17 protein-coding genes are annotated in these 26988 nt (G+C 36.9%); 13 read left to right on the top strand and 4 right to left on the bottom strand.

The window, feature by feature from the left end; translation table 11 throughout:
- The first annotated feature begins 11 nt into the window (after positions 1-11).
- Positions 12-2231 carry an anaerobic ribonucleoside triphosphate reductase gene (locus HEQ28_RS06135; RefSeq protein ID WP_434504263.1) on the top strand — a complete coding sequence of 740 codons (2220 nt, stop codon included), beginning with the start codon at positions 12-14 and terminating at the stop codon, positions 2229-2231.
- A gap of 47 nt (positions 2232-2278) precedes the next feature.
- Complete coding sequence (nrdG, locus tag HEQ28_RS06130) at positions 2279-2782, top strand: anaerobic ribonucleoside-triphosphate reductase activating protein (protein ID WP_434504262.1); 504 nt, start codon at positions 2279-2281, stop codon at positions 2780-2782.
- A gap of 415 nt (positions 2783-3197) precedes the next feature.
- Here nrdG and HEQ28_RS06125 read toward each other — a convergent pair whose 3' ends face one another.
- The gene (locus HEQ28_RS06125; protein WP_434504261.1) at positions 3198-3647 is read right to left on the bottom strand and encodes a type I restriction enzyme HsdR N-terminal domain-containing protein; all 450 of its coding nucleotides are present in this window, start codon (positions 3645-3647) and stop codon (positions 3198-3200) included.
- A 44-nt stretch (positions 3648-3691) separates the two neighbouring features.
- Between HEQ28_RS06125 and holA the strand changes: the two genes are divergently transcribed.
- From holA to HEQ28_RS06090, 7 genes are all read left to right on the top strand, one after another.
- Positions 3692-4726, top strand: coding sequence for a DNA polymerase III subunit delta (gene holA, locus HEQ28_RS06120; RefSeq protein WP_434504260.1), 1035 nt, complete (start codon positions 3692-3694; stop codon positions 4724-4726).
- Between the two features lie 773 nt (positions 4727-5499).
- Entirely contained in the window at positions 5500-5967 is a 468-nt protein-coding gene (locus tag HEQ28_RS06115; protein ID WP_434504259.1) for a helix-turn-helix domain-containing protein, read from the top strand.
- Positions 5968-6180: 213 nt separating this feature from the next.
- Positions 6181-6957 carry a dihydroorotate dehydrogenase electron transfer subunit gene (locus HEQ28_RS06110; RefSeq protein WP_434504258.1) on the top strand — a complete coding sequence of 259 codons (777 nt, stop codon included), beginning with the start codon at positions 6181-6183 and terminating at the stop codon, positions 6955-6957.
- Positions 6945-7856 (top strand): dihydroorotate dehydrogenase, encoded by a 912-nt coding sequence (locus tag HEQ28_RS06105; protein WP_434504257.1) that lies wholly within the window; start codon positions 6945-6947, stop codon positions 7854-7856. The genes HEQ28_RS06110 and HEQ28_RS06105 overlap by 13 nt, the downstream gene beginning before the upstream one ends.
- 75 nt (positions 7857-7931) lie before the next feature.
- Positions 7932-8522 carry an FKBP-type peptidyl-prolyl cis-trans isomerase gene (locus HEQ28_RS06100; protein ID WP_434504256.1) on the top strand — a complete coding sequence of 197 codons (591 nt, stop codon included), beginning with the start codon at positions 7932-7934 and terminating at the stop codon, positions 8520-8522.
- A gap of 64 nt (positions 8523-8586) precedes the next feature.
- Complete coding sequence (gene aroC, locus HEQ28_RS06095; protein ID WP_434504255.1) at positions 8587-9663, top strand: chorismate synthase; 1077 nt, start codon at positions 8587-8589, stop codon at positions 9661-9663.
- A gap of 315 nt (positions 9664-9978) precedes the next feature.
- On the top strand, positions 9979-10362 hold the full coding sequence (locus HEQ28_RS06090; RefSeq protein WP_018462588.1) for a hypothetical protein: 384 nt from the start codon (positions 9979-9981) through the stop codon (positions 10360-10362).
- A gap of 92 nt (positions 10363-10454) precedes the next feature.
- Here the strand turns inward: HEQ28_RS06090 and HEQ28_RS06085 are convergent, their stop codons facing one another.
- From HEQ28_RS06085 to HEQ28_RS06075, 3 genes are all read right to left on the bottom strand, one after another.
- Positions 10455-11495 carry a YeiH family protein gene (locus HEQ28_RS06085; protein ID WP_434504254.1) on the bottom strand — a complete coding sequence of 347 codons (1041 nt, stop codon included), beginning with the start codon at positions 11493-11495 and terminating at the stop codon, positions 10455-10457.
- 73 nt (positions 11496-11568) lie between these two features.
- Positions 11569-12462, bottom strand: a complete 894-nt coding sequence (locus HEQ28_RS06080) for a LysR substrate-binding domain-containing protein (RefSeq protein WP_434504253.1) — start codon at positions 12460-12462, stop codon at positions 11569-11571.
- Positions 12463-12676: 214 nt separating this feature from the next.
- Positions 12677-16756 (bottom strand): two-component regulator propeller domain-containing protein, encoded by a 4080-nt coding sequence (locus HEQ28_RS06075; RefSeq protein ID WP_434504252.1) that lies wholly within the window; start codon positions 16754-16756, stop codon positions 12677-12679.
- Positions 16757-17963: 1207 nt separating this feature from the next.
- Between HEQ28_RS06075 and HEQ28_RS06070 the strand changes: the two genes are divergently transcribed.
- The 4 genes from HEQ28_RS06070 to HEQ28_RS06055 all read left to right on the top strand — a co-directional run bounded on the left by HEQ28_RS06070 (position 17964) and on the right by HEQ28_RS06055 (position 26945).
- A complete protein-coding gene (locus HEQ28_RS06070) occupies positions 17964-21230 on the top strand; it encodes a SusC/RagA family TonB-linked outer membrane protein (RefSeq protein WP_434504251.1) in 3267 nt (1088 codons plus the stop codon).
- A 13-nt stretch (positions 21231-21243) separates the two neighbouring features.
- Positions 21244-23244: a RagB/SusD family nutrient uptake outer membrane protein gene (locus HEQ28_RS06065; RefSeq protein ID WP_434504250.1), complete on the top strand. Its 2001-nt coding sequence runs from the start codon at positions 21244-21246 to the stop codon at positions 23242-23244.
- 120 nt (positions 23245-23364) lie between these two features.
- Positions 23365-24627 (top strand): DUF2264 domain-containing protein, encoded by a 1263-nt coding sequence (locus HEQ28_RS06060; RefSeq protein ID WP_434504249.1) that lies wholly within the window; start codon positions 23365-23367, stop codon positions 24625-24627.
- Positions 24628-24665: 38 nt separating this feature from the next.
- Positions 24666-26945, top strand: a complete 2280-nt coding sequence (locus HEQ28_RS06055; RefSeq protein ID WP_434504248.1) for a DUF4861 family protein — start codon at positions 24666-24668, stop codon at positions 26943-26945.
- The last annotated feature ends 43 nt before the right edge of the window (positions 26946-26988 follow it).

Here is a 26988-nt window from a genome sequence, read left to right as displayed (position 1 = left end):
ACTGGTTAATAATGATACAGACAGTAGTAAAAAGAGACGGAAGAGTAGTAGGCTTTAATGAACAAAAAATTATGGCTGCTATCCGTAAGGCAATGCTTCACACAGAAAAGGGTGAAGACGATGAACTAATACAGAAAATCACGGATCACATTTCTTTTAAGGGAAAAGACCAGATGACTGTTGAGAATATACAGGATTCTGTTGAATTGGAACTTATGAAGAGTGCGCGGAAAGATGTTGCGCAGAGATATATAGCTTATCGCAATCAGCGCAGCATTGCAAGAAAAGCGAAAACTCGTGACGTATTTATGGAAATTGTCAACATAAAGAATAATGAGGTAACACGCGAGAATGCAAACATGAATGCTGATACTCCGGCAGGAATGATGATGAAGTTTGCTTCAGAAACGACAAAACCTTTTGTTGATGATTATTTATTGTCTGAGGATGTAAGAGATGCAGTGAAGCATAATTACATACATATTCATGATAAAGATTATTATCCGACAAAGAGTCTAACTTGTGTTCAGCATCCTTTGGACAATATTCTTGAACATGGATTTGTTGCAGGTCATGGTTCTTCACGTCCAGCAAAGCGCATTGAAACTGCTGCTGTACTTGCCTGTATATCTCTTGAAACATGTCAGAATGAAATGCATGGAGGACAGGCTATTCCTGCTTTTGATTTTTATCTTGCTCCTTATGTTAGAACTTCATTTATAGAGGAAGTTAAGAATCTTGAGAAACTTACGGGTAATGATTTATCTATATTATATAATAAGAATGTAGAAGATTACATTGAAAAGACTCTTGATGGGCTTGAAGGTGATGAGCGTTTGTGCCAGCATGCAATCAATAAAACTGTGAATCGTGTACATCAGGCTATGGAGGCGTTTATCCATAATATGAATACTATTCATAGCCGTGGTGGAAATCAGGTTGTGTTTTCTTCAATAAATTATGGAACAGATACGTCTGCTGAAGGTCGTTGTGTAATGCGCGAATTACTGAAGTCTACTTATGAGGGTGTAGGTAATGGCGAGACAGCTATATTCCCGATACAGATCTGGAAGAAAAAACGTGGTGTAAACTATCTGCCGGAAGATAGAAATTATGATATTTATAAATTGGCTTGCAAAGTTACTGCACGTCGTTTCTTCCCTAATTTCCTGAATTTAGATGCCACGTTTAATCAGAATGATAAATGGAATGCAGATGATCCTGAACGTTATAAATGGGAAATTGCAACTATGGGATGTCGCACACGTGTGTTTGAAAACCGTTTTGGACCTAAGACGAGTGTAGCTCGCGGAAACTTGAGCTTCACTACTGTTAATATCGTGAAGTTGGCTATAGAATGCATGGGTATTGAGGATAAGAATCAGCGTATAAATGTATTCTTTGACAAGTTGAAAAATATCCTTGATATTACTGCAAAGCAACTTGATGAGCGTTTTCAGTTTCAGAAGACAGCTTTTGTTAAGCAATTCCCTTTGCTTATGACAAAACTTTGGATAGATTGTGATAAGTTGAATCCTGATGAAACAATAGAAAAGGTAATCAATCAAGGTACTCTGGGTATTGGATTTATTGGATTGGCTGAGTGTCTGAAAGCTCTTGTAGGCAAGCATCATGGAGAAAGTGATGAGGCTCAGAACTTAGGAGTTAAGGTTATTACTTTTATGCGTGATTGCGCAAATGATTACTCAGAACTCTATCAGCATAATTACAGTATTCTCGCAACTCCGGCTGAAGGTCTTTCTGGTCGTTTTACAAAATATGATAGAAAGGAATTTGGTGTGATTGATGGTATTACAGACCGTGAATACTATACAAACTCAAACCATGTACCTGTATATTATAAATGTTCTGCAATGCATAAGGCTCAGATAGAGGCTCCTTATCATGATCTTACACGTGGTGGACATATTTTCTATGTTGAAATAGATGGTGATGCAACACATAATCCGGATGTAATATCTAGTGTTGTAGATATGATGGATAAGTATGATATGGGATATGGCAGTGTAAATCATAATCGTAACCGTTGCATGGATTGTGGTTATGAAAATGCTGATACTGAACTTGAAGTATGCCCTAAGTGTGGAAGCGCAAATATAGATAAACTACAAAGGATTACAGGTTATCTTGTAGGTACTACTGATCGTTGGAATCATGCCAAGTTGGCTGAACTTAACGATCGTGTAATACATGTAAATTCAAACAAATAATTCTCTTTATAACATCCCTCCTCAATAAGAGGAGGGATTTTTTGATTATGATTAGTATATTAGATATAGTTCATGACACAATGGTTGACGGACCAGGCTTTCGTACATCAATTTATTGTGCTGGTTGCCCTAATGCTTGTGCTGGTTGTCATAATCCTCAGTCATGGGATATCAACAACGGTAAGATGATGACAACAACTGAAGTAATGGATATAATAAAAGAAGATCCGTTTGCCAATGTCACATTTTCTGGTGGTGATCCAATGTTTCAGCCTGAAGGATTTGCTGAACTTGCTGAGGCTATACGTGTTGAGACATCAAAGACAATATGGTGCTTTACGGGTTTTAAGTTTGAAACCTTAATTAAAAATCATGCCCAGAAGTCTTTGCTTGAAAAAATAGATGTTTTGGTTGATGGACCTTTTGTGCTGAAATTGAAAGATACAGACTTGATGTTTCGAGGAAGTAGTAACCAGCGTATTATTGATGTGAAAGCATCTTTGGAAAGTGGAGAAGTAGCACTGCTTGATTACAATCCAACTAGATTGTAATTAAGCAGTGGACAGCCTTATTTTTTAATAAAGCTATTAGCTTAATATTACATCCAGAATCATCATGATGGTAAATCCGATTGTAGGCATATTGCTGTACGGACCTTCTGATGCTTCTGGATTTAATTATTCAATAACCACATAAATTATATCACCTGCTTTAAAACTTAATAAATATGGTAGTATAGGGGGCATAAAAGATGCTATAAGTATTCCACTAATAAGTTCTATAATTCCGCTCATATTGAAGTAGCGATTATAGCACATAGTACAAATCTAACGTATGGTCTTCTTCATTTTAAAGGCATTTTGTATTTCATAAAAAGCACAAATGCAGAACCTAATGTTGTTCCTAAAATGGTATTAATAAAGCGAATATAATTCCTTCTATAGCGTATCTTTTATTTAATTTTTGTCAGATATTTTTGTAGTCAGGAATATCCTTTAAAAATAAATATTTTTTACTTGCATAATCCATCTTGCAGCAATAGTGTTGTAGCCCGTTTGTGACTATAAGATAGTCTACGTGGAGCAACATATTGTATACTGTAATTTGATCAAATACCTTTTGGGTAATGTTTATGGTGGGTGCTTTATACTCTATAATCATCCTTGGTTTCAACTCTGTTGAGTATAATACGCTATCTGCTCTGAGTTTTTTCTCACCAACTTTTAGTTTTACTTCGTTTGCTAACAAGCTAAGTGGATAACCTTTTTGTTCAATCATGAAGTGTATAAAATGTTGGCGAACCCATTCTTCAGGAGTAAGCGAAACATATTTTCGGCGAAGTACGTCGAAAATCGCAGGTTTATCTGGAGTTCCCGATAACTTTATTTCGTAATCTGGTAGGTTTAATGGAATCATTTTGCTATTTTTGCAAAGATAAACAAAATAATTTAAATAGAAAGATGCCTGAAAGAAAAAATACAGGAGTGTCATATGAAACAGTTATGCGTGATCTTAATGCGCGTAAGTTTTCACCTATTTATATATTAATGGGAGAAGAATCATATTACATTGATAAGATTTCTGAATTTATTGCTGAAAATGTACTTAAGCCAGAGGAAAAAGATTTCAATCAAAGTATTGTGTTTGGTGCAGATATAACAGCTGCTCAAATTGTCGATTCTGCAAAAGGTTTTCCGATGATGTCTGAATATAGAGTGGTGATTGTTAAAGAGTCCCAGAATTTGAAGAATACAGAACCTTTAGAAAAGTATTTCAAAAATCCCGCAAAATCAACCATCTTAGTATTCTGTCACAAAAATGGCAGTATTGACAAAAGAAAGAAAATTATTCCAGCAGCACTTGAAGGTGGAGCCGTTATTTTCGAAAGTAAGAAATTATACGATCGTGAACTTCCTGGTTTCATAGAATCGTATCTGAAAAAAAATCGTGCTACCATTGATTCAAAAACAGCTTTGATAATTGCTGAACATGTTGGAGCTGATCTTAACAGATTAACTTCAGAGTTAGACAAAGTTCTAATATCACTTTCTGATTCTGATAGGAGAGTAACATCAGATGTTGTTGAAAAAGAAATTGGAGTAAGTAAAGAGTTTAATACTTTTGAACTTAGAAATGCAATCATAAGAAGAGATGTTTTTAAGGCAAATCAAATAGTAAAATATTTTGACAGCAACCCTAAGGCTGGTTCACTCTTCTCAATTCTCCCGTTGCTCTTTTCATATTTCGAAAATTTGATGATAGCATATTATTCTCCTAATATGATGAACGAAAATGCTGTTGCAGAATTCCTAGAATTAAGAAATGGATGGGCTGCCAAAGACTATGTTACAGGTATGAGAAATTACTCAGGAATGAAAACTATGCAGATAATTTCTAAGATAAGAGAAATAGATGCAAAAAGTAAGGGGTTAGATAACCCTAATACTAGTGCTGGAGACCTCATGAAAGAGCTTATTTTCTTCATTTTGCACTAAAAGTAGTCTGTTTTTTGGTATTTTTGAGCTAGATTGAGTGTCCTTCAGGGGCACTTTTTTTGTGCTTAAACCATTATAAACAAGTCATTTAACGTCATTTTACCCCCTTCAAAATTCGCGTATTTTTAAATATTCGGGCGCTCATTCAGATAATCAGAATTTTGTGGATTTATGGTTATTCTACTCTCTGATAATTTAGGGTTAACATTCATTAGTGTTTACTATTTTAAAGTTTACGTTTTGATAATTGTAAATGTTAAACTTGATTTCGGTTTATAAATCTATATTTATATAATATTATCGATTTGTATATTATTAAATTTGAGTATTTAAACCTAAATATTTAGGTTTAAAGTTCTATACGAATAAATATTCCATGATATAAATGGTACCATAACTAACTAATAACCAGCTGAATAGGTTATATTTCCATTAAAAATGTACCTATTATTTGCTTCTTTTCAAAATCAAAAGTGAATACAGACCTTTCAAGTGCTTTACAAATAGCAATTAACTATAACAGACCTAATTAGTTAGCTTTTTCTTCTAAAGAAAGGCTTAGTAGTACTTTACGACTCTAAATTTGGGTTTGTAATCCTGAACTATAGTGTTTTAAGTTTAGATGTTTGAATTTGTAAAGTTTGAAAATCAAAACCTAATATTTACTATGTTAAATATGCTATACAAATGTTGTTTGTTTCAATTTTTTGTTTTACTTTTGTAAAGTCAACGAAATAAGGCATGTAAGAGCCTATTTCTATAAATACACACTTATGAAAGATAGAATAAAGATGATAATGGAGAGTCAACACATGACTCAGCAGACCTTCGCTCAGTTCATTCAAATGTCACCTGCTTCACTGAGTAGTATTTTTAATGGTAGAACTAAACCTACCCTCACGATTGTTGAGGCTATAAAAAATAAGATTCCGTCATTATCTTTGGAATGGCTTTTATCTGGTACTGGACCTATGTATATGGATCAAGTTAATACATCTGATGTTACAGAGTATAATGAGTCTATGCCACCACAAGACGGTATTATTGATTTCGACTCAAAGCAAGATAGTCCCACTCTATCACTTTTTGAGCAGTCAAATACGCAGAGTGTAAATATTACACCAATAAATAAGTCAAAAACAGAGATTAAAATAATTGACAAACCACAGCGTAAAATATCAGAGATAAGAGTCTTCTATGATGATAAGACATGGGAGACTTTCGTTCCTCAAAAAGGTTAGACGGTTGTAGTATCTGCAACTTTTATTATCTCTGAATAATATAAGTTGCAGATACTAGATATTACCACCTATTTTAATATTAGGCTTGCACTCCATTCTTTTATTATATAATGTCGTCTGTGCCTAAACAATAAAATTTAAAAAATCCTTTTTTATTTTGTATTGTGTTCAGCTTGCACTACCTTTGCATAAACATTATTGCAAAAAGCAAAGATGAAAAAATACGTTCTAGACCTTACTGTCAAATCAGTAGAGGCTCTAAGTACTAAGCATGTTCTTATTAAGCTTACTTCTGAAGAGACTTTGCCAGAAATGACACCGGGACAATTTGTGGAAGTTCGTGTTGACAATTCGCCGTCAACATATCTTCGCCGTCCCATTTCAATAAACTTAGTTGATTATAATCTTAACGAATTATGGCTGCTTGTTGCCATGATTGGTGACGGAACTCGCCAATTAGGAAAACTTCGTGCTGGTGATAAGTTAAATTGCCTTTTCCCTTTGGGTAATGGATTTACGATGCCTGTTGACAAAAGCGAGAAGATTTTGCTTGTAGGAGGTGGCGTTGGCGTTGCACCTTTGTTACATTTTGGCTGTGAAATACGAAGAATGGGTGGTCAGCCAACTTTCTTGTTGGGAGCAAGAAGTAAGTCTGATTTGCTTGAATTAGAATATTTTGAAAAGATTGGTCGTGTCTTTGTTACAACAGAGGATGGAAGTCTTGGTGAAAAGGGATTTGTTACTAATCATTCCATATTGCAGAAAGAAAAGTTTTCTCGAATAAGTACTTGTGGCCCTAAACCGATGATGGTGAGTGTTGCACGATATGCGATGTCAAATGGCATTGATTGTGAGGCTTCACTTGAAAATAATATGGCATGTGGTGTTGGTGCTTGCTTGTGTTGTGTAGAGAAGACTACTGAAGGGCATGTATGTGTATGTCAAGAAGGTCCAGTGTTAAATATTAAGAAACTATTATGGCAAATCTAAATGTAAAGATAAATGACCTTGTGTTGAAGAATCCTGTAATGACTGCTTCGGGAACTTTTGGTTATGGAATTGAATTTGCTGATTTAGTTCCTTTGGATGAGTTAGGTGGCATTATAGTAAAAGGTACTACGTTACATGCGCGTGAAGGAAATGATTATCCTCGTATGGCAGAAACTGCTAGTGGAATGCTTAATTGTGTTGGATTGCAGAATAAGGGGGTAGATTATTTTTGTGAGCATATATATCCACAGATAAAGGATATAAACACGAATATGATAGTTAATGTAAGCGGAAATGATCCTGAATCTTATGCTGAATGTGCCGCACGTATTGATGCCCTAGATAGTATCCCAGCTATAGAATTGAATATCAGTTGTCCAAATGTAAAGCATGGTGGAATGTCTTTCGGTGTAACTTGCGATGGTGCAGCTAGCGTGGTCAAGGCTGTTCGCAATGCATATCATAAAACTCTTATTGTAAAGCTATCGCCAAATGTAACTGACATAACATCAATCGCACGCACATGTGAGGAAGAGGGTGCAGATGCCGTTTCTTTGATAAATACACTAATAGGAATGGCTGTGGACATAGAAAAGCGTGAACCTATGCTTAGCATACGTACAGGTGGATTAAGTGGTCCTGCTGTTAAGCCTGTTGCACTAAGAATGGTTTACGATGTTGCTCATGCTGTAAACATCCCTGTAGTTGGACTTGGTGGAATAAGCAATGCTAGCGACGCAATAGAATTCTTAATGTGTGGTGCTACAGCTATAGAGATTGGTACATCAAACTTTGTAGATCCAACTGTAACCATTAATGTGATAAATGGTATAAATGATTGGCTAGACTCACATGGCTGCAAGAGTATAAACGAGATAATTGGTGCTATTAAAGATTAATAATATTGATGCTTTTCGGATTTTTCGATTAAAAATACTATCTTTGCACAAGTTAAATTATATAATAAGGTAATAATGGACAATAACCAAAACAAGTACATCGCCGTTTCATATATGTTGTATGACGTGACTGATGGCAAGCAGGAACTGATTGAGCAGACTAGCGAAGATCGTCCTTTCGATTTCCTAAGTGGCTTCGGTTTCACTCTTCCTGCATTTGAAGAGGCTGTAGTTAAATTAAAAAGCGGTGAAGATTTTGAGCTTATGCTCACTCCAGATCAGGCTTATGGTGAACATATCGAAGAGCATGTGTTGGACTTGGACAAGCAGATATTTTCTATCAACGGAAAGTTTGATTCAGAACATATTGTGGTAGACGCTGTCGTTCCTTTGCAGAATGAAGACGGAAATCGTTTCAATGGACATATTCTTGAAATTACAGACGATAAGGTTAAGGTTGACCTTAATCATCCTTTGGCTGGAAAGGCTCTAAAGTTTGTCGGCAGTATAAAAGAGAATCGTGATGCCACAAATGATGAAATAGGACAATATATGAACATGGTCAATGGAAACGATGGCTGTGGTGGCTGTAATGGTTGCGAAGGCGATTGTGAAGGTGGTTGTGGAGATGATAAGAAAGATGGCGGCTGTTGTGGTTGTCATTAAATAAATAACAAAGAGCGCTTCATTTTTTGTGGGGCGCCTTTTCTATTTTTTTATATTAACCATTATGAGAAATAGTTTCGGCAATATATTTACTCTTACTACGTTTGGCGAAAGTCATGGAATGGCTGTCGGAGGTGTGGTTGATGGTATGCCTGCTGGTGTTGATATTGATTTAGTCTTCATACAGAATGAACTCAATCGCAGACGTCCTGGGCAGAGTAAGATTACAACAAGTAGAAATGAACCTGATAAGGTCGAGATTTTCAGTGGAGTCTTTGAAGGTAAGTCTACAGGTACGCCAATAGGTTTTGCTGTTTATAATACTAATCAGCATTCTAATGATTACGACAACATGCGTAGTCTTTTTCGTCCATCACATGCTGATTTTGGATACTTCAGCAAGTATGGCATAAGAGATCATTGTGGAGGAGGACGTTCTTCTGCGCGTATAACTATAGCACGTTGTGTCGGAGGTGCCTTGGCCAAATTAGCTTTGCATAAATTGAATATTGATATCAAAGCATATACATCGCAAGTCGGAACTATTGAATTAGATAGAGATTATACAAAGTACGACCTTAATTCCATAGAGGATAACATCGTGCGTTGTCCTGATTCAGAGAAGGCTGTGCAGATGGAAAAACTTATTTCTGAGGTAAAGGCTGATGGCGACACAATAGGTGGAGTCATCACATGCGTTATTAAGGGGTGCCCTGTAGGATTAGGTGAACCAGAGTTTAGCAAGTTGCATGCCCAGTTGGGATCTGCAATGTTGGGAATAAATGCTGTAAAAGGATTTGAATATGGAGAAGGATTCCATGGAGTGGCAGCTCGCGGTAGCCAACAGAACGATGTTTTTGCAACTTCTGAGGGAACTATAACAATGAAAACGAATCATAGTGGAGGCATTCAGGGGGGAATAAGTAACGGACAGGATATATATTTCCGTGTTGCTTTCAAACCCGTAGCAACTCTGTTGATGAAACAAGATACTGTGGATATCAATGGTGATTCCACAACAATAACAGCTCGTGGGCGCCATGATCCATGTGTGCTTCCAAGAGCAGTACCTATTGTTGAGGCTATGGCAGCCATGGTAATTTTAGATAATTACCTTATTAATAAGACAATACATATATAGGTAACAAAAGCTTGTTGACCAAATAATATACTTGTTGAGGATAAATCGTGTAGGTTTATCCTCAATTTCTATTTATAAAGGTATGTATTATTATACTTTTCGCTACAAAACGGCAAATTACTATAGAAATGAAAGCTTATTCTTTGATTTAGGTCAAGAAATGTTGCTGTTTGCGCAAACAGTGTGATAAAATGCTTGCGAGATAAATAAAAACATCATATCTTTGCAATGTCTTACAGAGATAAAGACATTTAGGATAATAACAGATGTATAACAGAGCCTCAGGATAATAGGTAATAAAAGAGGTTCAAAAAGATGAAAGGTAAAAAGATTATGAAAAAGATTATTTTGACATTCGTAGCTCTTATGAGCATGACAACAATCGCATTCGCAGAAGGTGAAGATGCAAAGGCAACAAACACAGTAGCAGTTTATGACATGACAGTAAACTATGGTAAACTTGCAGATGCTCTTGGACTTTCAATGGATCAGCTAGAAAGCGTTGAGGATGTACACAAAACATTCTGTGTGGAAATGATGAATGCAGCTAATGCTTCTAAAGATGAGCGCAAGCCTATGGTTGACAAGGCAATTGAGAAGAACCTAAAGTACATGCATTACATTCTGAATACAAATCAGTATCGCAAGTATCTTCTTCTTCTTAACACCACAATGAACAACCGTGGTTTGAACAAGTAAAAAGAAATAAGATTAAGAGAGAGAATAAATTAAAGGCTACATGTCTGTTAAATCAGATGTGCAGCCTTTTTTCATGTCCGTATGTTTCTATTCTACATAAGCATAGGAACAAGATACTTTGATAAACAGTAACCTCCAACGATTAGCCAGCAATATAATATAGAGGCAAGTAGGAATGGTTTGAATCCTGCCTTTCTGAATTTATCGATACTAGTTTCTGCTCCAAGTGCTGTCATAGCAATAGTCAGCAAAAATGTATCTACATTGTTTAGGAATGTTACAATTGATTCTGAAAGTAGTCCTAAACTATTGAAACATATCACTAAGAGAAATAAAATTGCAAACCATGGAATCTTAATCTTTCCACGTCCAAATTCATCACTTTCAGGATTACGACGAGCTTCACGGGCTACATTCCAACTAATTACTAATAAAACAGGAACAAGCATCATCACGCGTATCATCTTCACAATAATAGCTGAATTTGATATTGTTGCGCCCATTGCGTTTCCAGCACCAACAACATGTGCCACTTCATGAATTGTAGCACCAGTCATTATACCCATTTGATCTGGAGTCAAATTAAATATACCGCTGCGAAATAGGATAGGGTAGAGAAACATAGATATAGTTCCGAATATAACCACTGTTGACACAGCTACAGCTGTCTTATACGGCTTTACTTTTATAGCCGATTCAATGCCAAGTATAGCTGCTGCTCCGCAAATTGCGCTACCAGCCGAAGTGAGCAATGCTATTCCACGATCCATTTTCAACAATCGTCCGATTAATACTCCTCCGCATATTGTCACCACAACTATTATTGCGTCAATGCAAATAGCTGGAAGTCCTACAGCGGTTATATCTTGGAATGTAAGTTTGAATCCATACATTATTATTCCAAGTCTCAAAATTCTTTTGGAACAGAATGCAATACCGGGTGTCCATGTTTCAGGAAGGTTGTTGCGTAGACTGTTTGCATAAAGCATACCTAGGATGATACCCACAATCATTGGTGAGAAAGAAATAGCTTTAGCTATGTCTGTGCCACCGATGTAAAAAGCTGCGCATGCAAAAAGAGTCATAAGAAGTACTCCGTGTAGCATACTGCTGCGTTGTTCTGATAATTTCATAATACTTATCTTTATTTGTTTTTATCGCATGCAAAGATAAGTAAAAAAGTCGTTGAGTGTTTATATATTATAACTATGCCTTATAACTATCGGTTATAAAGTGCTTGAATATTTTTTGCAGTCCAATACTTTCGCCTCGCTTTTCAACATAAGCGAAGTCACGCATCATCTTCAGTCCTTTAAGTTCTATTATTTTGAATCTGTTTTCTAGTAGTTCATGACTGACAGCCATTATAGATATTATTCCCATTGTTTCAGTATGTTCTACAAAATGCTTAATACCTTCAGTAGTTCCAAAACTCATGACGATGTTAAGATCAGAAAGTCGCAAATTGTTTTGGTGCAGATAATTCTCTATCACTTGCAGTGAACCAGAACCATGTTCACGAATAACTATCGGAGTCTTTTTGAAGGTATCAAGGTCAATCTCATCAAGTTCAGACATTTTGTTACCTTTGCGAACAATAGCAACAAGTTCATCTTTCATTATGTTGGTGTATTTTAGTTCAGGCTGTCTACTGATACCTTCCACCATACCAACGTCGATACGTCCGTCTTTAAGCATTTGCTCTATATTTCTAGAATTGTCTGAGATGGTGCTTATATTTATGTCTGGATATTTTTGCATGAATTTAGCCAGCATTTCAGGTAGCAAATATTGAGCGATAGTAGTACTAGCCCCAACTCTTAGGCTTCCACCGTATTTTTTCTGGATATTGTTCATGTCAAAGTTCATCTTCTTGTATTGCTGAATGATTATTTCAGCATTGTCAAGCAGAATCTTTCCTGCTTTCGTGAGTTGTATGTGTGTGCCCATACGTTCGAACAAGCAAGTGTTGTATTCACTTTCCAGTTCCTTGATGTGCTTGCTTATAGCGGGTTGACTTATGAACAGTTCCTGTGATGCTTTCGTGAAACTTAGGTTACGAGCGACACTTAGGAAAACATTAAGACGTGTATCTATCATTTTGCAAAGATATAGTAAACCTAATACAATGCAAAATTAAAATGAAATTTTATTTTCATTGTTTTTTCCTTTGTGAGAATCATTTATTTTAGGCATATTTATAGCTATAAAAAGTCATAAATCACATGTAATGATGATTTCATGACACAGCTTAACATAAGTATAACTCCATATAAACCTCTGCCTGTTTAAGTGCAGACAATTATTCTATTTTTTATAAAGAAGTATTCATCTTTTTTTGTGCATATTCTTTCGGTGACATTCCAAATTCTTTCTTAAAGCATTTTGAGAAATACTTTGGTGTATTAAATCCAACCTTCATTGCGATGTCATTGATCTGTATATCTGGTTGTCTTTTAATAATAGTGCAAGCCTCTTTAAGTCGTATGCTGTTTATGAATTCGATAATACCTTGTCCTGTCAATGCTCTTAGTTTATTGTAAAGGGTAGAAGAACTCATCATCATGTCACTAGCAAAAGCCTCTCTGTCATATTCTGTGTCAGTGATATGCTGACTCACACATTGCATAGCATTTTCCACGAATGTTTTGTCGGGATTGCTGTAGTGCATGTCATCAATTCTATTTATTTCCGTTTGTTGTTTGAATCTTTCACGTATCCTCATCCTGTTGGCAATAATGTTGTCAATGCGTAGCTGGAGGTTCTCGAGTTTGAAAGGTTTTGTTATATAGTCGTCTGCTCCTGTTTCATAGCCCTTATTTTCGTCAGTATCACTGGTCTTTGCTGTAAGCATTATGACAGGTAACTGTGCGAAGTCTTTGCTGCCTTTTATATTCTTTGTTAGTTCTATTCCGTCCATAACAGGCATCATCACGTCGGTAACTACAATGTCCAATTCCTCCTTATTGATAATGTTAAGAGCTTGTACTCCGTTTTTAGCTGTTGCTACATGATATTTTCTGCCAAGCAGACGTTTCATTATATTCAGCAGTTGTTCATTGTCTTCAACCAGCAGAATCTTATATCCGTCTCCAGGTTGTAGTTCTCTAGTGTGCTGAGTCTCGATCAGCTTCACTTCACTTTCGTGATTATATTTTGTCTGTGCCTTTTCTATATTTTCTTTTTCAATGCATATTTCAGTTTCGCTGTAATCATCCTTTCTAATGGGAATATTTATTGTGAATGTTGTTCCTATTCCTGATTTGCTTTGGCAGTTGATGTTGCCATGATGCAGTTTAACCAAATCATGGGTTAATGATAGTCCAATACCTGTACCAAGAGTCTTCATCTTGCGATAGTCTCCATCCAAGAATCGTGTATAAAGGTGTTTGAGTTTATCTGGTGAAATACCTATTCCTTCATCAGTAACTCTCAATATAGCCTTTCCATCTTTTACTTCTAGCCCAACAGTTACGTTCCCGCCCTCGCGGTTGTACTTAAAGGCGTTGGAAAGAAGATTAAATAGAATCTTGTCTATTTTATCAGTATCAAACCATGCGAATATCTCATTTTGTGGAATATCCACAATCATATTATTGTGGTTTATTGACGACATAGGTCGAATACTTTCACAGATGTCCCTTATGAATGCCGCAATATCATTCTTGCTTACCAGTAATTTTAATTGTCCAGCCTGTGATTTCCTTATTTCCAGAATTTGTCTTAACAGTCTTGTAAGTCTTGATACATTGTTTTGCATCAGAGTGTAACTGTCGTCAAACTGTGGAGCTTTGTTTCTCAATTCGTCAACGGCAGCTGTTATCACTGTTAATGGTGTCAGTAGTTCATGTGTAATGTTTGTGAATACCACCGTCATCTGAAGTCTGTTTTTTGTTTTAAGATAGTTCTTATACCATCTTATTCCAAAAATCACACCAAGACCAATAAAGAACAGATATATAATGTAAGCCCACCATGTAGCCCACCATGGCGGCAATACCATAATCTTTATTGTGTAGTCCATTTCTTGCCATTTACCGAAACTATCAGCAGCTTTTATGTGGAGATAATAGCTGCCTGAAGGCAAGTTTTGGTATGTAGCCCTTCTTCCCTTGAAATTTGTATAAGTCCATTCTTTGTCATATCCTTCAAGTTTGTAGGCATATTTATTTTGTCTTGCATTGCTGTATGTAAGCAATGCGAATTCAATTCCGAATTTTTTTATGTCACTTGATATAGTTATTGACTTTGTATAAGCTGGATTTTCGTTAGATATAGCCCTTCTCTTTGCAGAATCAAGCTGCATGTAAGGAATGTCGTTAATCAGTATGTCGGTAACGATAATATTCTTTTTAATGTTTTTCAGTTTATCTCGGTTCCATTTTGATGGTGAGAAAGAGAAAAATCCAGTTCTACCTCCGAAGAATAATTCTCCGTTGTATTTATATGAAGAGTTCGGACTGAACATCATTTCACCTATCCCGTCTTCGCTAGCGAAACTTGTAACCTCAGGATATGTATTTCTTTTTATAGACAGTTTTACCAAAGCATTGTCAGTCGTTAACCACAAGTTATGATTTTCGTCTTCATTTATTGAAAACACTCTGTCACCGTCAATGTGGTATTCTCTGTTAACAGGAATAAAACAGTCTTTAGCATTATAATATCTGAACAGTCCTCCGCTGTTAGAGATTGCCCATAAAATACCTCTGCTGTCTTGATAGCATGCAGTGGCATCATCAACAGCATAGTTTCTATTTAAAGGATTGTATTGTTTGAATACAATAGATTTTGCATTATTTTTGTTTCTGTGTATTCTTATTATACCTTCATTTTCGGTAGCAAGCCATATATCTCCATTGCGTGTTTGAGTAATGTTTCTCACATCACATTGCGAAAAGTCCCTTTTTGCATCATGTGGTTTCAGTAGTATGCCTTTGTCGTTAGGGTATATCATTGATATTCCGCTGCGTTGTCCAACCCACATTATTTTGTCGCTTGATTCAAATAGAGAGCAAATGTAGTTGTCTGCAATGTATTTATGTTTCTGAGAGTTTATTATGTATGCTTTGCCATTTTGCTTTTTCACAACAATACCATAACTGCTGCTCGCAAACCACATTTCTCCATTGCTTCTTTTTACGATAGACGGTATTTTTGTTCCCATTACCTCTGCAGGAATATCCCCAAGTCCCGGAATGTTATTACTGTATATCGTCTTTCCTGTAGTTCTGTTATACAGAGCAAGACCATAAGGATTTAGGCCAAGCCAAAAGTCGTTACCGTTTTGTGTATATATTGAACAAATAGCATTAATTGAGAATTTATAGCTTTTAGTATCAATGTTCCATATATGAAACAGACTAGGATTGGTGTTTACCTCTATAATTCCATAGTTCAGGGTTGAAATCCATATATTACCGTTACCATTGGTAGCAATGTCATTACTGAAGTTCAGATTGTTTGTCCCTGCGTGTGTATAGTTTGTCCAAACTCCATTCACATCTTTAGAGTTAAGGATACTTATTCCCTCTCTAGAGCAAGCCCACATTGTATTTGTCACAGGATCTTCTATAATTTTATAGAATGTGTCAAAGTTATTTGTCGTGAAAGGATACTGATGCTTTTGGGGATCTTTTCTGTTATACGGCTTGTCAAGTCTGACAATACCATATCCCCATGTTCCAATCCAAAGTCTTCCAATATTGTCAAAATGCAAAGAATAAGCAGAGTTGCGTTTGTTGAATTTTGGATATTGATAAAATTCATGGCTACCCTTATGAAATCTAATTAGACCGGCAGCCCATGTTCCGAAAAATATGTTTCCCTTGTTATCCTCAATAATGTTTTTTACACTGTATGCTCCAATCTTCACTCTTTTCCCGTTAGATTGGGTTAAGTGAGTGTTTGTATTGTCAAATGTATAGAATGAGTCTTTTTTGCGATCATAATACGACAAACCTTCATCAGTTCCTATCCATATCGTTCCGTCTTTTGATGTATAAAGGCAGTAAATTATTCTTTGGTCTTCCTTTGGCAGAAAGTAAGTATGAAAATCTCCTGTACTTTTGTCCATCCTCACCAATCCGTTGCGAGTTCCAATCCAAAGTCGGTTTTCATTGTCTTCTGTGATACACAATACGGTATTGTTTGGAAGAATACCAGGAGAAAAGGCATCCGACTTGTATGTTGTTATATTATAACCGTCATACGATTTCAGCCCAGAACTAGTTCCTATCCACATCATTCCCTGATGGTCGAAATATATACATCTCAATTCGTCAGATGGTGAAATTCCTATAGGAGAGAACATTCTATAGTTAAAGTTCTGTCCATAGATAATAGTGCAGAATAATAAGTTTAAAGTTAATAGCAGATATTTTACAGCCTTCATAATGCATAGGTTAGTTTTGCAAATTTACATTATTTATTTAATAAATACAAGATAAAACATACTTTGTTTTTATACTTTTAATAGTAAAATGTCGTTCATGTAATATTTAGAGTGGTATGATATTAATAAAAAGCATTTGCAAAACTACTTAAAGACAAGGCTATTTATTGAGAAGATCCCCTCTAAACAGGGAAACATTCCAAAAAAAACAGAGAACAAACCTACATTATATACATTTTTGATTTAAATAACTAATAGTCAATAGATTACGTTATGTATATTAGTGCCTTTTCCTACATCTTTCCTACATGCTTCCTACATTATAAGCACATATTTGTACATAAAACGATGGATTTTGGTCAAATAGCAATACGAAAATCGCTTTTTTTATTCCACCATTAGGTTGTGCCTTCGGTCACAAAGCAAATAAAAGTGATGTCTTTCATAGAAATTGGGAATATAGGAATATCATTTCTCTTTGTCAGTGAAATTTTGAAATTAAATTGATTTATAAAACATTCCAATATGTCAACCTTGTTAGAATGAGATTTCAGAAAATATAAATGTTATCAGTAGCAGCTTTTAAAAATGTATAGTGATTCCGTAAGTATAACGATAAATGTTTATAATTAAATCCTCTTATAGTCAAAATGCATGAAGTACAACAAATATAAAATCACCTTTTTCGGTGCGCCTTTGAGTGATTAGGGCCTAATCACTCTGCAAAGCATGTAGGACAACAGAGTGATTAGGCCCTAATCACTCCCTAAAATGTATAACAACGGACTTATATACATTAGCTAACGTGTTGTATAACAATGCGTTTCGCAAAAACATGTAGGAAATGGTATTGAAAATACACAAAAAAGTTTTTTATTACCTTGATTATATTGACGGTTCTTTGCTCTTTATCTCATAACTCCATTATTATAATAAGTATTATTTGTTATGTCAGGCAATATAATAACGAATATTTTGGGGTATTTATAAATGGCATGGCTTTTAAATGTAATCTTACTAAAATCTTATTAATTCATGCAAACCCTTTAAAAATGGGCATAAATCACATTCTGTTCCCTTAAAATCACATTTTGTTTCCCTCGCTTTAACGAATATAAACGATATTTGCAGGCGGAATATTTGTTGTCGTTGATTGACAACTATGTAACCGAGATTTTAAACAATACCTAACTTAATAACTTGAATAATGGAATATGTTAATCTTTCAATCATGCCTAGAAAATTGTTTGTTTTGATGGCTATGGCTGCAGGGTGCTCGCTGACTCCTATTGATGCAATGGCAGTTAATGCCGTTCAGATTACTCAGCAAGCTAACTCTATTAAAGGTAGGATTCTTGATTCTACGGGCGAACCTATTATTGGTGCTACTGTAAAAGTAAAAGGATCTAAAACCGGAACTGTTACCGATCTTGACGGTAATTTTAATATTAATGCCGTTCCAGGAGCGATGCTTGAAGTTACTTATATCGGATACAAACCGCAAATGGTTAAAGCCGGTAGAGAATTCTTGAATGTCAAGCTAGCAGAAAACTCAGAAACTCTTAATGAAGTCGTTGTTGTAGGATATGGTACAATGCGCAAAAAGGACCTTACAGGTTCTGTGGTTCAGATAAATCCTAACAAGATTGCTGACCAGAATCCAGGTACTGTACAGGACTTGCTTCGTGGAACTCCAGGTTTGCAGATTGGATATGATCCTGCAGCAAAAAGCAGTGCCTCAATTCAGCTTCGTGGACAAAACTCACTTTATACAGACGGCGGACACAATTCTCCATTGTTGATTCTTGATGGTATGGCTTTCTATGGTGAACTTTCTGAAATCAATCCTGACGATATTGCACAGATTGATGTTCTGAAAGATGCTTCTTCTGCAGCTATATATGGTGCAAAAGCAGCTAGTGGTGTTATCATCATAACAACAAAGAAAGGTAAGAGTGGTAAACCTACTATTAATGTAAGTGCGAACTGGGCTGCAAATACGAAGTCAGCTTATCGCGAAGTATTCAATGCTTCTGAATACATGAAGTATCGTGAAGATTGGTACAAAGCTACCACATACGGATATGACGCTGCTGGAAATTGGGGCTATTATGGTGTGAAGAGTGGTACGCCTGCTGGATATTATGACAACGTAGATAATCTGTCACAATACGGACTTACCGCTGACCAATGGTCAAAGATGGGATCGGTACAGCTACAGTCTGGTGAAACATACCAGTCTTTGTATGCTAGACGACTCAAACTTAACGAAGCCATGAACGTATATAACAATTACTTGGCAGGAAAGACTTATAACTGGTATGACAGTACTTTCAGAACAGGTGTTAATCAAGACTATAATGCTAGTATATCTGGAGCTTCAGACCGTGTGAACTACTATGCTTCATTCGGATATATGAAGAACCAAGGTGTAGTAGAAGGAAATGATTATCATGCTTTCCGTTCAAACATGAAGTTGAACGCTAAAATTACGGACTGGTTGGAAATGGGCATAAACGTGAATTTCCAGGATCGCTCAGATGGTGATATCGCTGTATCTCTTAAAGATAATTATTGGGAAAATAACCAAACTCGCAATTCTCCTTTTGCACCTATATCAGACGATAACGGCAATTATGTGCAGTATCCGATGAACGGAACTCCGACAAATGGAGGATACAACTATTGGTTTGATCGCCAGTATCTTAATCTAGACAAGGGATATACCGTGTTGAATACCATTTTCAACGCTAAGGTAACACTGCCTTTTGGTATTATATATCAGTTTAATATCTCTCCACGTTATCAGTGGTTTTACAATAGATATTTTATGTCAGCAGAACTTCCAAACAGTTCTCCTGCATCACGTGGTGCTGATCGTGAGACATCTAAGGATTTTGACTATTCTCTGAATAACACTATTACATGGGATAAGGTATTTAACAAAGATCATCACTTCACACTTACCCTTGTGCAGGAAGCAGAAGAGATGCGCTATTGGGATGACAGAATAGAGGCACGCAATATTACTCCTTCTGATGCTCTTGGATTCCATTATATATCAGGTGCAAATATGGATCAGAGTAATTTCAGTGTAAACGATACACATTCAACTGCAGCTGCCTATCTAGGTCGCTTGTTCTATGGATATAAAGAGCGCTATATGGTAACAGCATCTGTTAGACGTGACGGATATTCTGCTTTCGGTTCTAACAATCCTTGGGCTACATTCTGGTCATTGGGAGGTAGTTGGATATTCTCAGAGGAACCTCTTGTAAAGAAAGCTTTGCCTTGGTTGGACATGGGTAAGTTGCGCGCATCATACGGTACAAATGGTAACCGCTCGCTGAAAGACACATACCTGTCTCTTTCAAACCTTACAAATGAAGGTTCAATGGTATACTATAATAATGGTAATGCTGATATCGTGAAGACATTAGCAATGTCACGCCTAGGTAATCCTAACCTTGAATGGGAAAAGACTTCAGCTTGGAACTTGGGATTTGATTTCGCAGTTCTTGGTCAGAGACTGAGTGGTAGCGTTGATTGGTATTTCAAGAAGACCAATAATATGATTATGGCACAGCGCCTTCCTAACTATACTGGTTTTAGCAGTATCACAACAAACCTTGGTGAAGTCCATAACTCTGGTGTTGAGTTCACTCTAAACTCTGTAAACATTAAAAATAAAGACTTTGAATGGACTACCTCTGCTGGTTTCTCATATAACAAGAATACAATCAAACACTTGTATTACGACTATGATGCAAATGGAGTAGAGCGTGATGATACCTCAAATAGTTGGTTTATCGGTCACCCTGTAGGTGAGATTTGGTCTTGGAAAACTGATGGTATCTGGCAGAAGAGTGAGGCTGCTCAGGCAGCTTTGGTAAATCAGAAACCTGGTGATCCAAAAGTTATAAACTACTGTACTGATGATGATAAGGTTCTTGCCGATGGAACACGTGTTCCTGTTTACAATGATAAGGATAAAGTTTTTCTTGGAACAACAAATCCTCCTATCTATTGGAACTTGCGTAACGAGTTTACTCTTTGGAAGGATCTTACATTCTCATTCTCTCTTTATTCATACATGGGACATAAGAGTCTAGAGGGATATTATTTGAATCAAGATAACGGAGGTTCAATGATCACTAATGCATTTAATGTATTTAAGAAAGAATATTGGACTCCAGAAAATCCTTCAAACACTTATGCACGTCTTGACGCAGTAGGTCCTACAGGATGTACTAGTGTACAGAAACTACATAATCGCAGTTTTGTACGTCTTGACAATATAAGTATAGGTTATACTCTTCCTCGCGAATGGACACGCAAAGCTATGCTTGAAAGAGTTCGTGTAACCGCAAGTGTGAACAATGTATTCACAATAGACAGTTGGGAATATGGAGATCCTGAAACAAGCGGCTTGGCTACACGTGCATTCAATCTTGGAATAAATGTTACACTTTAATTTGCAATACATCATGAACTATATAAGTAATATATTTAAAGGCAGTGCGGCATTTGTCATGGCGACAATGCTCGTTAGTTGTGGGGACTCGTTTCTTGGTCAAGATCCACTGTCATTCTATGAGCCTTCAACAACATATAGCAATGAGGCAGGATTGAAGTCAGCTCTTGCTATGTGTGACAAGGAACTGAAGACGATAATAATGGATGGAAACGGAAACGTTCTTCCAATGGCTTCCAACTATAATATGTCTGATATTGGCTTGTATGCCAAGACGGATATGGGTGGTGGTTTCCAAGATAACTTTGATGCAAAACTAACTCCTACATCTGGTATGAACGGTGGTGGTGATGCCAATGCCATGCAACGTTTTTGGGATGAAGGATATACAGGTGTGAAATATGCTAATACTGTGCTTTCATACGTAGATAAGGCTGAGGGACTTGATGAAGCTACAAAAAACATCTACAAGGGACGTGCTTATTTCCACCGTGCATTGAGATATTATTATCTGACATTGCAGTTTGGTGATATACCTTTGGTAACAAATATTATCACAAAACCAAAGCAGGACTATAAGAGTACATCAAAGGAAGCTATCTTCAAGATGCTTGTAAACGACTTGGAATTTGCAGTGAAATACGTGCCTTCTCAGTCAGCAATGACTGATATCGGTATGGTGAATAAAGAGGCTTGTTTGCATCTTTTGGCAAAATGCTATCTTGTTACAGGTCAATATGACAAGGCAGAACAGACGGCTACAGATCTTATAAGTAACTATGGTCTGCACCTGATGGAAAGTCCATTCGGAACTTTTGTTGCCGGAAACCAAAAGACATGGCCTATCACACGTAACGTACTTTGGGATCTTCATCGTGGTGAAAATGTATGCGATCCTGCTAACAAGGAACTCATTATGCCTATATTGAACTTCAATGATCAGAATTTCACGGGATATAGTCTTATGCGTGCATGTTTTGCTCACTGGAGCAACGGTGTGATTAAAGATCCTTCAGGAATTTCTCCTGCTGGAAAAAATATTGCACGTAACAATGCAGATTATGATGAAAACAATGACTGGGTAAGATCTATCGGACGTGGTATTGGATGTTTCAGAACATCAAAGCATTACAATCAGGCTATCTGGAACGTAGATGGAACTCCTGACTATCAAGACTTGCGTCACAACCGTAAGGTTGGAAACTGGGTAGAAATGGAAGACATAAAATATAGTAATAAAAAGTCTCCTTACTATGGCAAGAACTATCAGCTATATGCTACTGAAGACTATGTTGACGGCACAGGCAAGACTATCGTTCACAAGGGAGATTTGCTTTGTGGAGATACTATAAGAAGCTGGTATCCTACACCGCTATACCAATGCTATATATTGGATAAGACAGCAGAAGGTAACTTAGGCGCAAATCAGTTTAACGGTGCGTCTACTGGTTCTAACGGAAACCTTTATCTCTTCCGTCTAGCTGAAACTTATTTGATTCGTGCCGAGGCACGTTTCTATCAAGGAAATACAACAGGTGCAGCCGATGACGTAAACGTAGTGCGCAAGCGTGCAAATGCCAAGCACATGTTTACAACTGTCACGATAGGTGATATTCTTGACGAACGAGCTCGTGAACTTTATATGGAAGAGTGGAGACAGCCTGAAATGACACGTGTTGCTTGGTGTCTTGCAAAGAGTGGACAGCCAGATGAATGGGGACACACTTACGACATAAAGACATGGGACAAGCAAGAGGGTACAGATCGCACTGGCGGAAGCTATTGGTATCAGCGTCTTATTAACTATAGTCTATTTAATAATGGTGCCATACAGTCAAACGGTATCAGTTTAGAGTATAAGGTTAACAAGCACAATTTATTCTGGCCTATTCCTAATTCTGCAATAACAGCCAATACTGGTGCTGCATTGAGACAGAACTATGGATATGACGGATATAGCGAATCTACACAAATGTGGACTAATTGGGAAGATGCCGTCGCTGATCAAAAATAGGTAATTAAATGGTTTATGGATAACATTAATTATCAGTAGGTTATATTTTACGGCGGAGTAATCAAATATAATGGTTATTCCGTCGTTTTATATTAAAAGGATAATTATAAATAGTTTGTTATGATTAGATATATAAAGTTATTTGTCGTAGCACTGGCTTTGCTTATGCCTCTTGGCGTTTCGGCAAAGAAGAAGGTGCAGATGAACGATCGTGAGTATTGGAGTTCACAAGCTTGGAAAATGTCACGTCCAGTATTGGAGAACATGGCGAAAGGTGAACTGGTAAAGAACATGAAGATGGAATTCAGCCCTAGTTTCGACAATCGAAACAAAAAGGTTGCCTATATGGAATGTTTCGGTAGACTTATGGCAGGTATTGCACCTTGGCTTTCGTTGCCAGATGACAATACTACTGAAGGCGCTAAACGCAAGCAACTTAGGGAGTGGGCACTTAAAAGCTATGCTAACGCTGTAGATCCAACATCTCCAGATTATCTGTGTTGGGGTAGCGGTGGTCAGAATCTTGTAGATGCTTCATATATAGCAGAGAGTTTTCTTCGTGGATATGATTCATTATGGAAACCACTGGATGATACTACAAAACAGAGATATCTTGCAGAATTCAAGAAATTAAGAAAGATAGATCCTCCTTATACCAACTGGTTGCTGTTCTCGTCAACGATAGAGAGCTTTATAGCAAAGGCTGGTGGGGATTATGACGAATATCGTGTGAACTCAGCATGCCGTAAAGTTGAAGAATGGTATGTTGGTGACGGATGGTTTTCTGATGGTCCGGAGTTTGCTTTTAATTATTATGGTAGCTATGTATTTCATGCCATGTATCTGGAAACATTACAGGCTATGATTGACGCTAAGGCAAGTACTCGTCTTGACTATAAAAAGTATTACGACAGACAGTTGAAGCGTACCCAGAAATATGCAATCATATTAGAACGTTTTATATCTCCTGAAGGAACATTCCCTGTATTTGGCCGTAGTATTCCTTATCGAAATGCAGCAATGCAGCCGTTGGCTCTTTTAGCATGGATGAAGACTCTGCCGGAAGAACTTACAAATGGACAGGTGAGGGCTGCATTAACAAAGATGATGCATCGTATGTGGGATGAACACAATAACTATAATGATGCAGGTTTCCTTACCATAGGTTTTTGTGGAAGTCAGCCTGATGCAGCCGATTGGTACACCAATAATGGAAGTGAATATATGGCTTCGCTAACTTTTATGCCATTGGGACTGCCTGCTGATGATCCTTTCTGGACTTCAAAAGCAGAACCTTGGACACAGGTTAAGGCATGGGGTGGAGATAAATTTCCAAAGGACCACATGTGGACAGACACTCCACAACCTAAGGATAAATGGTAGAGATTATACATAATAACGAATAATATATATTATATATAATGAAGAAATTAATGATTTCGACAATGCTTATGCTTGCGTGCACAAGCTGTATGGCTTTTAATGCGCAACAGAAGAAGATTGTGGAGATGATAGGAAAGGTGAATGATTATTGGCAGTCTCATCATAAACCCGAAACAAGGGCTTTCTGGGACAATGCCGCTTATCATACCGGAAATATTGAGGCTTACAAACTTACGCCGAATAAGCAATGGCTAGAATATTCTACTAAATGGGCAGAACATAATAAATGGATGGGAGCTACAGAAAAGGATGCCTCGAAATGGAAATATAAGTTGTATGGTGAAGACCAACAGCATGTATTATTCGGTGATTGGCAGATTTGTTTCCAGACATATATTGATTTGTGTAATATTTCTTATGGTTCAAAGGCTGACAGGAATGAAATGCTTAATGACTTCCGTCTGAAAAGAGCTCTTGAAGTAATGGGGTATGAAGCTGATTCAAAGCAACACGACTATTGGTGGTGGGCTGATGCTCTGTATATGGTAATGCCAGTAATGACAAAGATGTATAATTTGACGGGTGAAGAAAAATACCTAGATAAACTTTATGATAACATCTGTTACAGTGATAGCATCATGTTGGATAAAAAAACTGGGCTTTATTTCCGTGATGGTAAATATGTTTATCCACGTCATAAGACTAATAGTGGTAAGAAGGACTTCTGGGCAAGAGGTGATGGATGGGTTCTTGCCGGACTTGCAAAAGTGCTACAGGATATGCCACATACATATCGCCATTATGATTTCTTTATCAAAAAATATATTACTCTTGCTGATGCTGTTGCACAACTTCAGCAGAAAGAGGGCTATTGGACTCGATCAATGATGGATTCGTTACAGGCTCCAGGACCAGAGACAAGTGGAACGGCTTTCTTTACTTATGGAATGCTATGGGGGGTAAACAATGGTATTCTTGACGCAGCGAAATATCGTCCTGTGATAAACAGAGCGTGGAAATATCTTTCAGAAGAAGCATTGCAGTCTGATGGAAAGATTGGCTATGTTCAGCCTATTGGAGAAAAGGCTATACCAGGTCAGGTTGTCGGCAAAGACTCTGAAGCTAATTTTGGAACAGGAGCTTTTTTGCTTGCAGCCTCTGAATATGTGAAGTATATTGGAAAGGGATTGCAACGAATTTCTTTTAACGTTCATAATGGGCTTGATTTTCAAGTTCAGAAATTAGCAGAAGTAAGCCTTGACAGTGTATACGCAGGTTTGGGATGCGGAAATGAAGATGACATCATTGTAAGAGATGCTCACGGAAACGAGGTGGAATATCAGAAAAGTTATAATGGTAAACTTCTTGTTGATGCATCTGTAAGACCAAACGGAAACGCTGTCTTTTATGTTGAACGAGGACATCATTCTGCAATGAAGAATTTTGTTTATGGTGCGTGCTATAAGATAAGAAAAGACGACATTGCATGGGAAAACGACCGAGGAATGTATAGGGCTTACGGACCTGCACTTCAAAGGAGTGGTGAAAAGGGGTACGGATTTGATGTATGGGTGAAGAATACTCCAGAACTTGTTATGGATAAGCGATACAAGGTGGATTATGATGCCAATATTATAGAGGATTCACTTTATAGAATAGGCAAGAAAGAAGAGGCTAGAGCTATTGACGATGCAACTTCTTTTCATTATGACCATGGCAATGGTATGGACTGTTATAGTGTCGGACCGACTCTAGGTTGTGGTACTCCTGCATTGATGAAAGACGGAAATATGATTTTGCCTTACTGTTATAAAGATTATGAGATATTGGATAATGGTCCATTAAGATTTACAGTGAGACTTGATTTCAATCCAGTTAGCATTGGAAACGATAAGAATGTAGTCGAACACCGCTTGATAAGTCTTGATAAAGGCAGTAACTTCAATAAGATTACTGTATGGTATGATGGTATCAAGTCGGCTTGTAAACTTGTTACGGGTGTTGTTCTTCATAGTTCTTATGGTGCTGTTCTTGACAAAGAAAGCGTGTTGTATGCCGATCCTACTGATGATCCGGATAAGAACAATTCACAGATCTATGTCGGTGTGTTGTTTCCTTATGGCACTGTTACAACGAAGCTAATGACAATAAAGCCAGAGAATGGTATTTATGGACATGCTGTCGGTATAAAAGATGATTATCGTGGTGAGAAGTTTACTTATTTATTCGGTTCTGCATGGAGCAAATATGATGTTAGAAATATGCAGGAATGGATTGTAAGATCAAATAGTGCATTGACGGTAGCTAAATCAAACTAGTTAGTTGTTCATAATAAAAAAGCACGAAGAATGATTATCTATT

The organism is Prevotella sp. (assembly GCF_051059605.1).
Taxonomy (GTDB): Bacteria; Bacteroidota; Bacteroidia; order Bacteroidales; family Bacteroidaceae; genus Prevotella.
Note: the sequence above shows the minus strand (reverse complement) of the source record. Positions and strands in the feature narration are given on the sequence as shown.